Source organism: Polymorphum gilvum SL003B-26A1 (assembly GCF_000192745.1).
Lineage (GTDB): Bacteria > Pseudomonadota > Alphaproteobacteria > Rhizobiales > Stappiaceae > Polymorphum > Polymorphum gilvum.
Genome location: NC_015259.1, coordinates 1,811,980 through 1,826,919, shown reverse-complemented (window position 1 = coordinate 1,826,919; position 14,940 = coordinate 1,811,980). Strand labels below are relative to the sequence as shown.

Annotated in this window: 17 protein-coding genes and 4 tRNA genes; 4 read left to right on the top strand and 17 right to left on the bottom strand. The window is 63.6% G+C overall.

What is annotated here, in order from left to right:
• Positions 1–34: 34 nt before the first annotated feature.
• The 10 genes from rplL to SL003B_RS08710 form a co-directional block, all read right to left on the bottom strand.
• Positions 35–415: a 50S ribosomal protein L7/L12 gene (gene rplL, locus SL003B_RS08755; RefSeq protein ID WP_013652474.1), complete on the bottom strand. Its 381-nt coding sequence runs from the start codon at positions 413–415 to the stop codon at positions 35–37.
• Between the two features lie 62 nt (positions 416–477).
• A complete protein-coding gene (rplJ, locus tag SL003B_RS08750; protein ID WP_013652473.1) occupies positions 478–996 on the bottom strand; it encodes a 50S ribosomal protein L10 in 519 nt (172 codons plus the stop codon).
• Between the two features lie 318 nt (positions 997–1,314).
• Entirely contained in the window at positions 1,315–2,013 is a 699-nt protein-coding gene (rplA, locus tag SL003B_RS08745; RefSeq protein ID WP_013652472.1) for a 50S ribosomal protein L1, read from the bottom strand.
• Positions 2,014–2,017: 4 nt separating this feature from the next.
• The gene (gene rplK / locus SL003B_RS08740) at positions 2,018–2,446 is read right to left on the bottom strand and encodes a 50S ribosomal protein L11 (RefSeq protein WP_013652471.1); all 429 of its coding nucleotides are present in this window, start codon (positions 2,444–2,446) and stop codon (positions 2,018–2,020) included.
• A gap of 164 nt (positions 2,447–2,610) precedes the next feature.
• Entirely contained in the window at positions 2,611–3,141 is a 531-nt protein-coding gene (gene nusG / locus SL003B_RS08735) for a transcription termination/antitermination protein NusG (protein WP_013652470.1), read from the bottom strand.
• 39 nt (positions 3,142–3,180) lie between these two features.
• Positions 3,181–3,378 (bottom strand): preprotein translocase subunit SecE, encoded by a 198-nt coding sequence (gene secE, locus SL003B_RS08730; RefSeq protein ID WP_013652469.1) that lies wholly within the window; start codon positions 3,376–3,378, stop codon positions 3,181–3,183.
• Between the two features lie 104 nt (positions 3,379–3,482).
• Positions 3,483–3,558, bottom strand: a tRNA-Trp gene (locus SL003B_RS08725).
• 126 nt (positions 3,559–3,684) lie between these two features.
• Positions 3,685–4,875: an elongation factor Tu gene (gene tuf / locus SL003B_RS08720; protein WP_013652468.1), complete on the bottom strand. Its 1,191-nt coding sequence runs from the start codon at positions 4,873–4,875 to the stop codon at positions 3,685–3,687.
• Positions 4,876–5,057: 182 nt separating this feature from the next.
• Positions 5,058–5,131 (bottom strand) — tRNA-Gly (locus tag SL003B_RS08715).
• A 21-nt stretch (positions 5,132–5,152) separates the two neighbouring features.
• Positions 5,153–5,237, bottom strand: a tRNA-Tyr gene (locus SL003B_RS08710).
• Positions 5,238–5,636: 399 nt separating this feature from the next.
• Between SL003B_RS08710 and SL003B_RS08705 the strand changes: the two genes are divergently transcribed.
• Positions 5,637–6,434: a TrmH family RNA methyltransferase gene (locus SL003B_RS08705; RefSeq protein ID WP_013652466.1), complete on the top strand. Its 798-nt coding sequence runs from the start codon at positions 5,637–5,639 to the stop codon at positions 6,432–6,434.
• Here the strand turns inward: SL003B_RS08705 and SL003B_RS08700 are convergent.
• Together SL003B_RS08700 and hmuQ are read right to left on the bottom strand one after the other, a co-directional pair.
• Positions 6,431–6,814 (bottom strand): bleomycin resistance protein, encoded by a 384-nt coding sequence (locus SL003B_RS08700; RefSeq protein ID WP_013652465.1) that lies wholly within the window; start codon positions 6,812–6,814, stop codon positions 6,431–6,433. The two genes, SL003B_RS08705 and SL003B_RS08700, sit on opposite strands and share 4 nt — an antisense overlap.
• Positions 6,814–7,116 (bottom strand): heme-degrading protein HmuQ, encoded by a 303-nt coding sequence (gene hmuQ / locus SL003B_RS08695; RefSeq protein WP_041375456.1) that lies wholly within the window; start codon positions 7,114–7,116, stop codon positions 6,814–6,816. Before hmuQ ends, SL003B_RS08700 begins: the two co-directional genes overlap by 1 nt.
• A gap of 303 nt (positions 7,117–7,419) precedes the next feature.
• Between hmuQ and zigA the strand changes: the two genes are divergently transcribed.
• Together zigA and SL003B_RS08685 are read left to right on the top strand one after the other, a co-directional pair.
• On the top strand, positions 7,420–8,622 hold the full coding sequence (zigA, locus tag SL003B_RS08690; RefSeq protein ID WP_013652463.1) for a zinc metallochaperone GTPase ZigA: 1,203 nt from the start codon (positions 7,420–7,422) through the stop codon (positions 8,620–8,622).
• 223 nt (positions 8,623–8,845) lie between these two features.
• A tRNA-Thr gene (locus tag SL003B_RS08685) sits at positions 8,846–8,920 on the top strand.
• Positions 8,921–8,947: 27 nt separating this feature from the next.
• Here the strand turns inward: SL003B_RS08685 and SL003B_RS08680 are convergent.
• Genes SL003B_RS08680 through SL003B_RS08665 form a run of 5 tightly spaced genes read right to left on the bottom strand, consistent with a single transcriptional unit; the run spans position 8,948 to position 13,510 of the window.
• Positions 8,948–9,799, bottom strand: a complete 852-nt coding sequence (locus SL003B_RS08680; RefSeq protein WP_041375455.1) for a GIY-YIG nuclease family protein — start codon at positions 9,797–9,799, stop codon at positions 8,948–8,950.
• Between the two features lies 1 nt (position 9,800).
• Positions 9,801–10,427, bottom strand: a complete 627-nt coding sequence (locus tag SL003B_RS08675; protein WP_148259277.1) for a hypothetical protein — start codon at positions 10,425–10,427, stop codon at positions 9,801–9,803.
• Complete coding sequence (locus tag SL003B_RS22750) at positions 10,424–10,858, bottom strand: very short patch repair endonuclease (protein ID WP_083812071.1); 435 nt, start codon at positions 10,856–10,858, stop codon at positions 10,424–10,426. Before SL003B_RS22750 ends, SL003B_RS08675 begins: the two co-directional genes overlap by 4 nt.
• A gap of 2 nt (positions 10,859–10,860) precedes the next feature.
• Positions 10,861–12,261 (bottom strand): DEAD/DEAH box helicase, encoded by a 1,401-nt coding sequence (locus SL003B_RS08670; protein WP_148259276.1) that lies wholly within the window; start codon positions 12,259–12,261, stop codon positions 10,861–10,863.
• A gap of 1 nt (position 12,262) precedes the next feature.
• On the bottom strand, positions 12,263–13,510 hold the full coding sequence (locus tag SL003B_RS08665) for a hypothetical protein (RefSeq protein ID WP_041375453.1): 1,248 nt from the start codon (positions 13,508–13,510) through the stop codon (positions 12,263–12,265).
• Positions 13,511–13,697: 187 nt separating this feature from the next.
• On the opposite strand from SL003B_RS08665, the gene SL003B_RS08660 reads away from it, so the two are divergent.
• A complete protein-coding gene (locus SL003B_RS08660) occupies positions 13,698–14,939 on the top strand; it encodes a DNA cytosine methyltransferase (protein WP_242390357.1) in 1,242 nt (413 codons plus the stop codon).
• The last annotated feature ends 1 nt before the right edge of the window (position 14,940 follow it).

Sequence of the window (14,940 nt, the reverse complement as noted above, 5' to 3'; positions counted from 1 at the left end):
GGGAAGCCCGGGACCGCGATGGGCAGATGCCCGATTACTTCAGTTCGACCTTGGCGCCGGCCTCTTCGAGCTTCTTCTTCAGCTCTTCGGCTTCGGCCTTGGAGACCTGCTCCTTGACGGTCTTCGGTGCGCCTTCGACCAGTTCCTTGGCTTCCTTCAGGCCAAGGCCGGTGATGGCACGGACTTCCTTGATGACGTTGATCTTCTTGTCGCCGGCATCGGCCAGGACGACGTCGAACTCCGTCTTTTCTTCCTCGGCCGGAGCAGCGGCACCGCCACCGGCGGCGACGGCGGCGACGGCCACCGGAGCGGCGGCGGAAACGCCCCACTTCTCTTCCAGGAGCTTCGACAGTTCGGCCGCTTCCATGACGGTCAGGGCGGACAGTTCATCAACGAGCTTTGCGAGATCAGCCATTTTTCATTACCTTCGTATTCGAACCAGTGCTTGGTCGTAGACAGTGTGCTGGTAAGGGCGCCTTATGCGGCCTCGTCCTTCTTGGCATACGCGCCGAAGACGCGGGCGAGCTGCCCGGCCGGAGCGTTGACAACCTGGGCGATGCGGGTCGCCGGGGTCTGGATCATGCCGACCAGCTTTGCACGCAGCTCATCGAGCGACGGCATGGTAGCCAGGGACTTGACTCCGTCCGCATTCAGGTTGGTGGAACCGAGCGCGCCGCCAAGGATGACGAACTTGTCGGTCGTCTTGGCGAAATCGACGACGGCCTTCGGGGCTGCGACCGGATCGTCCGAATAGGCGATCAGAGTCGGGCCCTTGAACAGGTCGGCGATATGCTCCAGTTCCGTGCCTTGAAGGGCAAGTTTCACAAGGCGGTTCTTGGCAACTTTGACGGACCCGCCGGCCTCACGCACCTTCGACCGCAGCGCGGTCATCTGCGCAACCGAAAGACCCGCATAGTGCGCGACGACGACAACGCCGGTGCTTCCCAGCACCTCGTTGAGCGACGTCACGAACTCGTGCTTTTCCGCTCTTTCCACTTGCCTTCTCCATTTGGTGGCGTTGCCGCCACCGGTTTGCCTTTGCCGCCCGCTACGGGCCCGGGGAAACCCGGGCGCGGCGCGAGGCGACGCTCAGGGTTCCTGTCCCCTCGCTCGCGCAGGGCGCGGCAAGGCGCATGGTTCGAACCGGTTGACCGCCCGGCGAGCCGGTCGGAGGAATGCGGTTCTGACCCATCTATGCAGGCCCGTATGGCTTAAGCCGGTTTCCCGGCACCTGCAGTCTCGGACAGGGAGATCCGGCCTGGGCCGGATCGGACCTCCCGGCGCGAACCGGGAGGAACTTCTTGTAGCCGCGACTCAGCCGGCGGCGATGGTCGACGGATCGACCTTGACGCCCGGCCCCATCGTCGACGACAGGGCGACCCGCTTCAGGTAGGTGCCCTTGGAGCCGGACGGCTTGGCCTTCTGCACGGCATCCAGCAGCGCGCGGATATTCTCAACCAGCGCGTCCTGGCTGAACGACACCTTGCCGACGCCGGCATGCACGATACCGGCCTTCTCGACGCGGAACTGCACGGCACCGCCCTTGGCGTCGCGCACGGCCGAGGCGACGTCCGGCGTCACCGTGCCGACCTTCGGGTTCGGCATCAGGCCGCGCGGGCCGAGCACCTTGCCGAGGCGGCCGACCAGCGGCATCATGTCCGGCGTCGCGATGCAGCGATCGAAGTCGATCTTGCCGCCCTGCACCTCGTTGACCAGTTCTTCGGCGCCGACGATGTCTGCGCCGGCCGCCTTGGCCTCGTCGGCCTTGTCGCCGCGGGCGAACACCGCCACGCGCACGGTCTTGCCGGTGCCGTTCGGCAGGATACAGACGCCGCGGACCATCTGGTCGGCGTGACGCGGATCGACGCCGAGATTGATCGCCACTTCCACGGTCTCGTCGAACTTGACCTTGGCGCGCTCCTTGATCAGGGCCAGAGCCTCGCTCAGCGGATACGTCTTGTTGCGGTCGATGCCGTCGCGTGCGGCACGGATGCGCTTTCCAATCTTCGCCATGACCTTACTCCGTGACCTCGAGACCCATGGACCGCGCAGACCCTTCGACCATGCGCATCGCTGCGTCGACGTCGTTCGCGTTCAGGTCCTTCATCTTGGCCTGGGCGATTTCGCGCACCTGGGCCTTGGTGACCTTGCCGACCGTGCCGCGGCCCGGGGTCTTGGACCCGGACTTCAGGTTCGCCGCCTTCTTGAGGAAGAAGCTCACCGGAGCGGTCTTGATCTCGAACGTGAACGAGCGGTCGGAGTAATAGGTGATCACGGTCGGGCACGGAGCGCCCTTCTCGATGTCCTGCGTCTGGGCGTTGAACGCCTTGCAGAACTCCATGATGTTCAGGCCGCGCTGGCCGAGCGCCGGGCCGATCGGCGGCGACGGCGTCGCAGAGCCGGCAGCGACCTGCAACTTGATGTATCCTTCGATTTTCTTCGCCATTGGTCTCTCCTAGCAAGAGCGCCGGAAATCCGGCTTTCAGGAGCGGGTGGTTCGGCTCGACGCGCCCGGCGAAGACGCGCATCCCCTTCCACCCTTCGACACGACAGGGCGCGGGTAGGACCCGCGCCGCGACGCATCTGCCGCCGGTCGGCGGCGTTTCTCGGTCAGATCTTGTCGACCTGGCCGAATTCCAGTTCCACCGGGGTCGCCCGGCCGAAGATCGACACCGCCACCTTGAGGCGGGCACGCTCGTCGTCGACCTCCTCCACCAGACCCGAGAACGACGCAAACGGGCCGTCGGAGACGCGTACCTGTTCGCCGACCTCGAAGCTGATGGACGGCTTCGGCCGCTCCACGCCCTCCTGCACCTGATGCAGGATGCGCTGCGCTTCCGATTCGGAAATCGGCATCGGCTTCTGGTCGGTACCGAGGAAGCCGGTCACTTTCGGGGTGTTCTTGATCAGATGAAACGCCTCGTCGGTCATTTCCATCTTCACCAGGACATAGCCCGGGAAAAATTTGCGTTCGGCGTCGACCTTGCGCCCGCGACGCACCTCGACGACCTTTTCCATCGGAACGAGGATTTCCTCGAAAAGGTCCGACAGGCCCTTTTGAGCGGCTTTTTCGCGAATGGAATCGGCCACCTTCTTCTCGAAATTCGAATAGGCGTGCACAATGTACCAGCGCTTGGCCATGACCTCAGATCCGCATCTTTTTTTCTTGGAACCCCGGCGTCAGTCGCCGATGCCGAGGAGCAGGCCAATCCCCCAGCTCATCGCCTGGTCGGCGAGCAGGAAGAAGATCGAAGCGATCAGCACCATCACGAACACCATGACAGTCGTCACTGCAGTTTCCCGCCGGGTCGGCCAGGTGACCTTGGACACCTCCGACCGCACCTGCTGGACAAATGTAAAGGGATTGGTTTTCGCCATACCGGTTCCGGTCTCATCACGACGTGCGGGCGCGCAGAGTACTCCGCGCGCCTCGCCCGAGTATCCCTAACTAAGGCCTCGGGGGCCGATGATCAAGAACAAAATGGCAGGGGCAGAGGGGCTCGAACCCCCGACCTGCGGTTTTGGAGACCGCCGCTCTACCAACTGAGCTATACCCCTTTCGGCGACACCTTTCGGCGCCGCGGATCTTGCTCCTGATAGTCCCTGTCGCCCGCACTTGGCAAGCGGTTTCAGAGACAGGACGACGCCGGACCGCGTTGGGCGATCCGGCGTCGGATCAAGTCTTTACTTGATGATGGAGGCGACGACGCCGGCGCCGACGGTGCGGCCGCCCTCGCGGATGGCGAAGCGCAGGCCTTCTTCCATGGCGATCGGCACGATCAGCTCCACCTCGACCGAGACGTTGTCGCCCGGCATCACCATCTCGGTGCCTTCCGGCAGCGACACGATGCCGGTCACGTCCGTCGTGCGGAAGTAGAACTGCGGCCGGTAGTTGGTGAAGAACGGCGTGTGACGGCCGCCCTCTTCCTTCGTCAGGATGTAGGCCTCGGCCTTGAACTTCGTGTGCGGCGTCACCGAGCCCGGCTTGCACAGCACCTGGCCGCGCTCCACGTCCTCGCGGCCGATGCCGCGGATCAGCGCGCCGATGTTGTCGCCCGCCTGGCCCTGGTCCAGCAGCTTGCGGAACATCTCGACGCCCGTCACCGTCGTCTTGCGCGTGTCGCGGATGCCGACGATCTCGACTTCCTCGCCGACCTTGACGATGCCGCGCTCGACGCGACCGGTCACCACCGTGCCGCGGCCCGAGATCGAGAACACGTCCTCGATCGGCATCAGGAACGGCTGGTCGATCGGACGCTCCGGCGTCGGGATGTACTCGTCCACAGCCGCCATCAGCGCGCGGATCGCGTCGCGCCCGATCGCCGGGTCGCGGTTCTCAACCGCCGCCAGCGCAGAGCCCTTGACGATCGGAATGTCGTCGCCCGGGAAGTCGTAGGACGACAGCAGCTCGCGCAGCTCCATCTCGACGAGCTCCAGCAGCTCCTCGTCGTCGACCTGGTCGACCTTGTTCATGAACACCACCAGCGCCGGAACGCCGACCTGGCGCGCCAGCAGGATGTGCTCGCGCGTCTGCGGCATCGGGCCATCGGCCGCCGAGCACACCAGGATCGCGCCGTCCATCTGCGCAGCGCCCGTGATCATGTTCTTCACGTAGTCCGCGTGGCCCGGGCAGTCGACGTGGGCGTAGTGACGGTTCTCCGTCTCGTACTCCACATGCGCCGTCGAGATCGTGATGCCGCGCGCCTTCTCCTCCGGAGCCGCGTCGATCTGGTCGTAGGCCTTGGCCACCGCGCCGCCCGTCTCGGCGAGCGTCATCGTGATCGCCGCCGTCAGCGTCGTCTTGCCGTGGTCAACGTGGCCGATCGTGCCAATGTTCACGTGCGGCTTCGTGCGCTCAAATTTTTCCTTCGCCATCGGCGTCGCTCTCTATCCGTTACGCAGGTCAGTCGTTAAGGTTCGAGGCGGGACGCTTTCCGGCTCGCATCGGTCGCCAGTCAAACGGCGCCCCGACAAGCAACGAATTGCTTCCCGTTCAGTCTCAGGACTTCCGGAACCGAGCTGCGCCCTGTCCGGTCACTCCGATCAGCACCCAGTGATGGAGCGGGTGAAGGGAATCGAACCCTCGTCATCAGCTTGGAAGGCTGCTGCTCTACCATTGAGCTACACCCGCGCACCGGATCTCGGAGGACGATGGTGGAGGAGGTTGGATTCGAACCAACGTAGGCCAAGCCAACGGATTTACAGTCCGTCCCCTTTAACCACTCGGGCACTCCTCCATACCGTCGCGCCTCGATCCGAAGCGTTCAGGATGGCTTCACAGACCGCCCCGCCCGCATGGCCGGGGTAATCCTGTGGCGCGTGTTATGCAGATGCGCATCCCCGGTGTCAACGCCGTTTTGGGAGCCGATCCGACAAAAAACCGCGTTTGCCCGGAAACGGCGTTTCAGGGCGCGCAGGGGCTGCGGGGAAACCCGTCCGCGCCATGACGAGCGCGCAGGGAATCCCGCCTGTCCGTGAGCATAGCGGATCTTGCACCCGCCGGCACGCCCGCCGCAGATCTGTCCACCGCCGCCGGCTGCCCGACCGATGGCCGCGTCGGGTCGGGCGCCCATGCCATGCCCACCGGCGCGATTCTCCGATTGCCGCTGCGCCCGCTTTGGCGCTAAGGGTGCGCCATGATCGATAAACCGAGGGGCAAGCTGCCCGCCCGCCGCGCCGGCGGATTCGTCAAACCCGCTCCGCGCCGCCCGGGCCTGCCGCCGGAAGGTCCGATCCTGCTGTACGGGCTGCATACGGTCGAGGCCGCGTTCCAGAACCCGGACCGCCGCCGGCACAAGCTGTTCGCCACTGAGAACGCCCTGCGCCGGCTGGAGGAGCGCGGCATACGCCCCGACGTGCCGGTCGAGATCCTTGCTCCGCGCGCCCTCGACCGCATGGTCACCCGCGACGCCGTGCATCAGGGCGTCGTGCTCGAGGCCGACGCCCTGCCCGCCTATGGCGTCGACGAACTCAAGGGCGCCCGCCTGGTACTTGCCCTCGACCAGGTCACCGACCCGCACAACGTCGGCGCCATCCTGCGTTCCGCTGTGGCGCTGGCCGCCGACGCGGTGGTCACCACCGAGCGCCACGCTCCCGAGGAAGGTCCCGTGCTGGCCAAGGCAGCCTCCGGCGCGCTCGACATGATCCGCCACGTGCGGGTGAAGAACATGGCCCGATTTCTCGTGGAAATGGGCGAGCAGGGCTTCTTCCGCGTCGCCCTCGACAGCGACGGCGAGGCGAGCCTGGAGCAAACGCCCTTCGGCGACAAGACCGTCCTCGTGCTCGGCTCGGAGGGCAAGGGCGTGCGCCAAGGCGTGCGCGCCGCCTGCGACCGCCTCGCTCGCCTCGACATGCCGGGCCGTATCCGCTCGCTCAACGTCTCCAATGCCGCTGTGCTCGCCCTTTATGTCGCACGGCAGCGGATGAGCCTCTAGCTCAGGTCGCGCTCGCCCGCCGCCTCGGGCGGGATGAGGCCGAAGCGCAGCAGGTTCCCGTGCGGGTCTATGATGTGGAATTCCTTCATGCCCCAGGGCTTGATCTCGTAGGGGCCGAGCCGCGGCACGCCCGCGGCTCGGAATTCCTCGTAGAGGGCATCGACTCCACCGCCGCGCACGTAAAGCGCGGTGTTGTGGCACAGGTGCGCGTCGTCGGTGAGCCAGAAATGGATCTCGATCGGCCGGCGCCGGGCGATCAGGTAGCCCTCGGCCCCGTAGATCGAGGTGTCGAACCCGAGCGTCCCGGCATAGAAGCCTCGCGTCTCCCCGATGTTGAGCGACGGCAGGATCGGGATCGTTTCGAGGCGATCGTCGGCCATCAACCGCCCAGAACCGACTCGAAGCCCTCGAACCGGGGCAGACCGGCGTAAAGGTCCTTGTTGGTGCCTGCATTCTTGTGCGCTTCGCGGAACTGCTCCGACTTCGTCCAGGCGAGGAAGTCCTCCCGGCTCTCCCAGATCGTGTGCGAGGCATAGAGCGTGACGCCGTCGTCCTCCTCCGCCGGGCCCTTCAGAAGGTGGAAGCTGAGGAAGCCCTTCATCTCGTCAAGGCGCGAATCCCGGCCCTTCCACACGGCCTCGAACGCCTCTTCCTGGCCCGCCTTCACCCTGAAACGGTTCATCGCAACGACATGCTGTCTCTCCCTGACTCCGGACCGCCGGACGGATTTAACCTGAGGCGCGAACTCATATTTACTGCGGCCGGGCCGGTCAAGTCCCGGACCGGCTCAAGGGTGGCGCGTTCGGTCACGGCCGCCCGGAACCCGCGCCTGCCCCCTCCGCCGCCGCGCCTGCGCCGGCCTCCCGCTTCCCCGGCCCCGCTTCCCAGGCCCCTCTTCCCAGGCCTCTTGGCAAGACACATCGGTCATGCTAACTCAGTTTGTAATGTTATTACATTAACAATCCGATCGGACGCGAGCCAGAGAATGAACAACCGTCTCCCCGTCACCGTGCTGTCCGGCTTCCTCGGCGCCGGCAAGACCACCCTGCTCAACCACATCCTCGCCAACCGCGAGGGCCGCCGGGTCGCGGTCATCGTCAACGACATGAGCGAGATCAACATCGACGCCGCGCTGGTCCGCGATGGCGGCTCGCTGTCGCGCACCGACGAACGGCTGGTCGAGATGACCAATGGCTGCATCTGCTGCACGCTGCGCGATGACCTGCTGCGCGAGGTCCGCAGCCTGGCCGAGGACGGCCGCTTCGACTGCCTGCTGATCGAATCGACGGGGATATCCGAACCGCTGCCGGTCGCCGCAACCTTCGAATTCCGCGACGACGAAGGCCGGAGCCTGGCCGACGTCGCCCGCCTCGACACCATGGTCACCGTCGTTGACGCCGCCAATCTGCTCGCCGACTTCGGCTCCGATTCCTATCTGCGCGACAAGGGTGAATCGCTCGGCAGCGACGACGAGCGCACGCTGGTCGACCTGCTCGTCGACCAGATCGAGTTCGCTGACGTCGTCGTGCTCAACAAGGTCTCGGCCACCGAACCCGAAACGCTCGACGCCGCCCGCAAGATCGTGCGCGCGCTCAACGCCGGCGCGCGGATGATCGAGACCGACTTCGGCCAGGTGCCGCTGTCCGAGGTGCTCGGCACCGGGCGCTTCGATTTCGACCGGGCCCACGAGCATCCGCTCTGGTTCAAGGAACTCTACGGATTTACCGACCATGTCCCTGAGACCGAGGAATACGGCATCCGCTCGTTCGTCTACCGCGCCCGCAGGCCGTTCCATCCGGCCCGCCTCAAGGCCTTCCTCGATCGCTCCTGGCCGGGGGTGACCCGCGCCAAGGGGTTCTTCTGGCTGGCCACCCGCCCGGACTTCGTCGGCTCGATCAGCCAGGCCGGCGCCCTGGTGCGCACCGAGAGGCGCGGCCTGTGGTGGTCGGCGGTGCCGAAGGCGCACTGGCCGGACGACCCCGCCTGGGCCCGGTCCATGGCGCACTGGCTCGATCCGGTCTGGGGCGACCGGCGCCAGGAGATCGTCTTCATCGGCTGCACCCCGATGAACGAGGCGCAGATCCGCGCCGACCTCGACACCTGCCTGGTCGCCGCCGACCGGTTCCGCCCCGACGCCTGGTGCGGCCTGGCCGATCCTTTCCCGGCCTGGGATCATCAACGCGCCTGAGGCGCCGCTGACCCGACGGCGCGCTCGCCACACCCGACGAGAAGGGGATGCGCGACCGAAAACGATCTGCTAAAAGCCGCCTGACGCCGGTATAGCTCAGCTGGTAGAGCACCTGATTTGTAATCGGAGGGCCTGGAGGCTAAAAAGCGAGTCGGATCATGCGCTTAAGGAGCGCCCGGTCCGGACAAGTACCGAATAGGCACCGGAATCGGTGTCCGCCAGGGCCGGCGTAGCACAGCGGTAGTGCAGCGGTTTTGTAAACCGAAGGTCGGGAGTTCGATCCTCTCCGCCGGCACCATTCTCCCTCTATATGCCGCTTCAGCCGTCATACTCCGATCCCAGCCAGCCAGGCCGCCCAGAGTTCGGTCTCCGTGCATCTGACTCGCTCCCCCTCGGTTCTGCTCGCCGCGAGGGCCCGCAAGACTCGCTGCTCCATACCGTAGGCGTCCGTCTCGCTGTCCCAAGCCTGCTGGAATCTCGCATTCCACCGCTCTGGCACCGCCTCCGGCGGGATATGGCAATTTACCTGCTTAAGCCTCTCCTTCACGTCAACGGCGTGCCCTATCTTCCAGATATCCGTCTGGCCGAACCGCAGCGCATAGGTGAATGCGGTCCTGTTCACATCTCGACCCGTCGAACCCTCCCAGGACTTTGGTTCCGGCCCCGTCGTCGGACGGCCCGTGTTCAGCGCCTTATCGAGAAGCCTTGCCTTGATGAGGGCCTCAGACGTCGGAATTTCGACCTCTTCGGCATTGATGCTCATTACGGCATCTGCATCCCTGCCATCCAGAAGCACTGCTTGCGAGGTCGCATGATAGGGAAGCTGCTCAGCCAGTACATCCAGAAGCATCGGCTGAGGCCTGAAACGCCAAGCCCTGACCATAAGTATGGCCTTGGGCCAACGGAAGTGCCCCGCCTCGTCGTAGTCTTGGGGGCCGCGAACATCCTCACCGATGACGTCGAGGGTATCCACCGCAATACGCCCTATCTCCGCCATTCCCAAGAGGCGTCCGCGGAGAGGTTCCGGCGTCGGCTCGCGCAGGGTTCCGACAAATACTATGCGGTCGCCCGGCGACGAATCCTGGAGGAGGTTGTCCCGGTTGCCTTCGAGGCCGAACGTGATGACCGGCCAGCGCTCCGGATCAAATCCCCACACGCGCGTGATAAAGACCTTCACGTTATCGCTTCATGTTTGCCAAAGGAGGTCCATCGGGCGGCGGGGGAACGTCCTCGATTTCTGCCTTGGTCACCGACCGATAGCGCCGAAGAAGGCTGCTCGCTCCGAGAAGAATGCCCTGATTGTTGACCATTTCCTGTTCCATCAATCGGAGCATGTGCCCCACATTGCCTGAAGCCCCGATTAGTGTTTCCTGACTTGGTATATCACCTGTCGATAGTTCCCACATGTGTTGGCTCAACTGCCTTTCAGCAGCGAACAGATGCTGGTGAATTCGTGAGAGTCTTGGAAAATATAGGCGGACCAGCATCACCATTTTCTTTGCTGTCAGGTGACCGTAGGCCGCCAGTTCGTCCAGGCTATCGAGTTCCTGCTTGGCCCCGATGTCCCCGTGTGTGCTTGCCACAAGGAGCTTGAAGAGTCGGACGTTCCGTTCAGAGACCTCATTCATTAGAAGATAGAGCTCTTCTAATTTTGGCTGCAGAAACTGTATCCTCTGTTGGCGGCGAGAGAATGATTGGTTCAGAGCAAGGACGAAAAACGCAACAGCGGCGGCAATTAATGCCGAAACCAATGAGGCAGTCGCCGAAACATTTTCCAAAATCTGCGGGAGTAGGTTTCCCATCATTCTGCCCTTAGCGTATGCGTAAGAGTTGCTGAAACAGTATCCACGACATCTGAGACGCTGCTCTGTGTGCTAATTTCGCATTCCCACACGACCATCACGCGCCAACCCAGTTCCCTCAGTTCCGCATCCTTCTCGGCGTCGCGCCGCACGTTCCGTTGCAGCTTTGGTCGCCAGTATTCCAAGTTCGATCCGGGCATCCGTGCACCGCCGCAACCCTCGTGCTGATGCCAGAAACACCCCCGCACCTGTATCGCCAGCCTGTGTCGCGGGAACACTATGTCTGGTCGGCCGGGGAGGTCCGTCCGGCAGACGCGGAAGCGGAGACCAGCGCGGTGCAGCGCCGAGCGGAGCCGAACCTCCGGCTTGGTATCCCGTCCCTTTATACGGGACATGTTTCGGGATCTCTGCTCGGGGCTGATCCTGTCCGCCATCGCTAGGCCGCCGGGAGTCGGTTCGACCTGAGGAGTTCGCACATCTCCTCCTTGGTGAGCCGCGATACATCGTCTCCCGCACCCTCGTCCCCTAGGAGGGTTCGGGCGAGGGCCGACTTCCGCTCCAGCGCGACTACGATGGCCTCCTCGATGGTGTCGGCTGCAATTAGGCGCAGATAGGTGACGGGCTCGGTCTGGCCGATCCGGTGGTTACGGTCCTGGCTCTGCGCGTAGTGGTCGTACCGCCACGAGAGGGACTCGTAGATGGTGAAGCTCGCGGCCGTGAGCGTAAAACCGGTGCCGGCGGCGGCCGGGTTCGCTATCAGCACACGGACGTCCGGGTCCTGCTGAAAACTCGCGGCGATTTCCTGGCGCTCGGATGTCGGCGTCCCGCCATAGATCGCGACGGCGCCGGGTATCCGGGCGAGGAGCGTCTCGATTGTCCGGATGTAGTTTGACCAGAGGATTACCTTGCGGCCAGGCACGGAGAGAATATCCTCGATCACGCCGTCGAGTGCCTCGAACTTGGCAGGCGTCCCCTCCGCCTCCGGGAAGATCAGTGACGGGTTGCAGGCCAATTGCACGAGCCTGGTGAGCTTGGCGAGCGCCGTCGAAGCGTAGGCGCGATACTGTTCCCCGCTCATGGCCTCGATCTCACAGACCATCTCGTCCCGCATCTTGTCATAGAGGCGCCGCTGCCAGGGCGGGAGCTCGACACGGACATCCACGAAGGATTTCTCGGGAAGGTCGAGGCACTGCTCCTTCGTGCGACGAAGGATCAGCCTGTCGAAGACATCCCTCGCAAAGGACGCTTCGGGGTCGTCCTCTAGCCGGGCTGTGAATGATTCCAGCGAGCCCAGCGAGCCCCGCCCTGGCTCAATGATCTCGACTTGCGTGAACAGGTCGGTCGCCGTGTTCGTGACGGGGGTGCCGGACAGAAGCCAGCGGAACTTGCAATGCGGCGCCACGATCCTGGCGGCCGCAGAGGTTTGGGACCGCCAATTCTTCGCGGCGTGGGACTCATCCAACACGAGAACCGTTCGCTGCCGCTGCGCCAGCGCGAGCAGCGCGGTTGTTTCGGAGCGGGCGGTCTCGTAGCTGGTGATGATCACCCTTGCGCGCGATTCCCTGAACGTAGCGCGTCTCTTTTTCGGCACCCCCTCCGCAACGTCCACCGACACTGAAGGCGCGAACTTGGTGAACTCAGCCACCCAATTGCGCTTCAGGGAATTGGGGCAGATCACCAGCAACCTGTCGGCCTGCCCCGCGTCGAGTAGTCTACGAAATGCTTCGATTGCGACGAAGGTCTTGCCGAGGCCCTGCTCGAACGCCAGGAGACCGACGCCGCGCCCAGTGAGAAACGCTACGCCCTCATGCTGATGCTGGAGAAGCTCGAAGCCCAAGTCACGCCCCCCGGGCCTGGAAGTGCTGCCCCACCAGACCGTCAAAGTAAGCGTACGCCTCGCGGAACTCCTCGATGTCAGAGGGCTGGAGATCCACTACATCGGCCCTGCTCGCCTTGTTCAACGTCCGGGTCGCCTTCTTGAGTGCGAGCCGGTAGGGGTGAACCCCATCGTGCACCTTGTCCTCAATGAGGTCGATCGTCTGTTGGAGGCTCGTGACGTCCTCGTCGTCGAAGCCATCCTCGCCGCGGTCGAGCGCTCGCCTGACGAGTTGAGGCATGGCGGCGATCTTCGCCTTCGGATGGCTGCTCTTGTCTTGAGTCTGCTGGGCAAGTTTGTTGGCGATGTGTTTCTCCCCGGACATGAGCTGGGCCCACGCATCCGGGTCGTCGTAGAACTCCTTCAGGAAACGGGCGTCCCGATACTCCTTGAAGACGTCATTACGGACCATGTCGAAGACGTCCCGCCGGAGGTCGTCGTAGGCCTTATTGTCAAAATCCCGGAGCTGCGGTCCGATGACACGCGCCTTGCTGATCTCCTCCAGGGTGCTGAACTTCTCGGCCGCGAGCTTCCGCGGATTCGGGTCGTCATCCACGTACTCGACGAACTTGAGCGCGAACTCATAGGCGCTCTTCAGCCGCGCCACCCACGACTCCGATTTGCCCATATTCTCGGCCAGCGTGGCCTGGTTCATCAGTGGCGGATGTCCGGGACGCCCGACCACGGTCTCGTAGATGAACTTGGCCTCGATGTAGCGGCCCCAGTCACGGACGCCGGAGCCGCGCACGTGAATGCCCGCGAGCAAGATCGCGACATCCTTTTCGCCGAAATTCTGCGGAAGTACCTTGGCCTGCACGTAGCGAAAGACATCCTGGTTCTTGCCGCTAGTGAACTTGCGATCCAACTCCCGGAGGATGGTGACGCGGGTGGCACCCTCAAGCACCAGATACTTCCCAGTCGCCGTGCGCTGAACGTAGATCGACTGCATCTGGCCGATCTCCTGGATCGACTTGCGCAGCCCGTCATACCCCGGAGACAGGCGGAGCGCCTCCTCAAGGTCCGCCTCGGACGAGAACCCCTCCATCAGGGAAGTCTGAAGGCGCGGATTGTCGGCCCAAAGGGCTACGTCGTTGTGAACATCGAGCCTGAGCTCTCGGAGTTCCCACTCCGTGTTACCGATCTTCTCAAAGAGGGCCCGCTCCGCTTTGTGCGGAAGAGCCTCCAGCGTGGGCGCTTCACCATTAGCCATCTGATCTTTCCTTTCTTGCTCAGGCAACTTCACGCAAGATGATGGCAGCCCATCAAGTTGTCAAGGGCTGACGTGGACGCAGCGGGAGCCGGGCTCGTTAACCAGATGTTCACCTTTTGTTGAGATCATGGTAAACTCTAAAAGTTCTTGATTCTCCGAGCTTTGGGGGCATATGAGGGCAGAAAGCTTGAGCGAAATCAGGTACACAGAACGGAGAACAACCGTCGCCGCCTCCCACCGCTGCGTAGACCTATTCGCCGGTGCTGGCGGCCTTGCGGTCGGATTTAGGTCGGCTGGGTGGGGCATCGTCGCAGGGAACGACGTCGACCCGGATGCAGCACAGACTTTCAGGCTCAATTTTCCGGAGGCCTCCTTCTTCGAAGGGCCCGTATCTAAGCTCGCCGCGGATGAGCTCCTTGCGGATTGCGGCATAGAGAGAGGCGACCTCGACTGTCTCGTTGGCGGGCCGCCTTGCCAGTCTTTCAGCCACAACAACCACCACAGATCGGCAGTCGACGAGCGCGCGCGACTTTTCGAGCACTATCTGACGCTGGTTGGAGCCCTGAATCCCAAGACACTGGTGATGGAAAACGTCCCCGGCATTCTGTCGATCGACGGCGGTCGGGTCGTAGACGAAATACTGGCAAGCCTCAAAGAGCTGGGTTTTGATGCAGTCGTCGGCCGCCTGTCTGCGGAGGAGTTTGGAACGCCACAACTGCGCAGAAGGGTCTTTATAGTTGCGAGCCGCATTGGTGCTGCCTCCGAGCTCCTGCCCAACCCCACGCACTGGTCGCCGGCACTGGCCAAGTGGGGCGGTCCAAAGGAGCGTCCTGCGGGCGCGACGAAACGTCCGGTAACCGTCTGGCAGGCAATCGGTGACCTTCCCGAGATCGAGAACGGTGGGGGTGTTCAAATCGCGCCTTGGGCGTCGAGTCATCCGACGACGACGTATCAAAGGGAGATGCGCCGCGCCGCGCCGCAGTTGTACAATCACGTTTGTCACGCGCTGGCGTCTGTAAACCTCGATCGCATTGTCCATGTGCCCGAGGGCGGCAATTGGCGGAACGTGCCACGCGATCTTCTTCCGGCGGGCATGAAGAGGGCGCGGCTACAGGACCATACGAAGCGCTATGGAAGGCTCTCGCGCGGCGGCTTCGCCTCCACGATCCTGACGAAGTGCGATCCTCACTGGGGCGCCTACGTACACCCCACTCAAGACAGGACTATTTCCGTCAGGGAGGCGGCCCGCCTCCAAGGATTCCCGGATTCATTTCGATTTGCCGGAGACAATCTCAGCAAACACTATACCCAAGTCGGAAATGCCGTGCCGATCCAAGTGGCCCAAGCCATTGGGTCGGCCGTTCTCGCCCACGTCAGGCAGCATGACGTTAAGGTGGCCAAAGCGCGGTCGCTCAAACGAGCGGCATGAC

Bases quoted from the DNA above. Each gene is read 5' to 3' on its own strand.
- rplL (WP_013652474.1), bottom strand. From the start codon at position 415: ATGGCTGATCTCGCAAAGCTCGTTGATGAACTGTCCGCCCTGACCGTC.
- rplA (WP_013652472.1), bottom strand. From the start codon at position 2,013: ATGGCGAAGATTGGAAAGCGCATCCGTGCCGCACGCGACGGCATCGAC.
- rplK (WP_013652471.1), bottom strand. From the start codon at position 2,446: ATGGCGAAGAAAATCGAAGGATACATCAAGTTGCAGGTCGCTGCCGGC.
- nusG (WP_013652470.1), bottom strand. From the start codon at position 3,141: ATGGCCAAGCGCTGGTACATTGTGCACGCCTATTCGAATTTCGAGAAG.
- secE (WP_013652469.1), bottom strand. From the start codon at position 3,378: ATGGCGAAAACCAATCCCTTTACATTTGTCCAGCAGGTGCGGTCGGAG.
- tuf (WP_013652468.1), bottom strand. From the start codon at position 4,875: ATGGCGAAGGAAAAATTTGAGCGCACGAAGCCGCACGTGAACATTGGC.
- SL003B_RS08705 (WP_013652466.1), top strand. From the start codon at position 5,637: ATGATCGATAAACCGAGGGGCAAGCTGCCCGCCCGCCGCGCCGGCGGA.
- SL003B_RS08700 (WP_013652465.1), bottom strand. From the start codon at position 6,814: ATGGCCGACGATCGCCTCGAAACGATCCCGATCCTGCCGTCGCTCAAC.
- hmuQ (WP_041375456.1), bottom strand. From the start codon at position 7,116: ATGAACCGTTTCAGGGTGAAGGCGGGCCAGGAAGAGGCGTTCGAGGCC.
- zigA (WP_013652463.1), top strand. From the start codon at position 7,420: ATGAACAACCGTCTCCCCGTCACCGTGCTGTCCGGCTTCCTCGGCGCC.
- SL003B_RS08675 (WP_148259277.1), bottom strand. From the start codon at position 10,427: ATGATGGGAAACCTACTCCCGCAGATTTTGGAAAATGTTTCGGCGACT.
- SL003B_RS22750 (WP_083812071.1), bottom strand. From the start codon at position 10,858: ATGGCGGACAGGATCAGCCCCGAGCAGAGATCCCGAAACATGTCCCGT.
- SL003B_RS08665 (WP_041375453.1), bottom strand. From the start codon at position 13,510: ATGGCTAATGGTGAAGCGCCCACGCTGGAGGCTCTTCCGCACAAAGCG.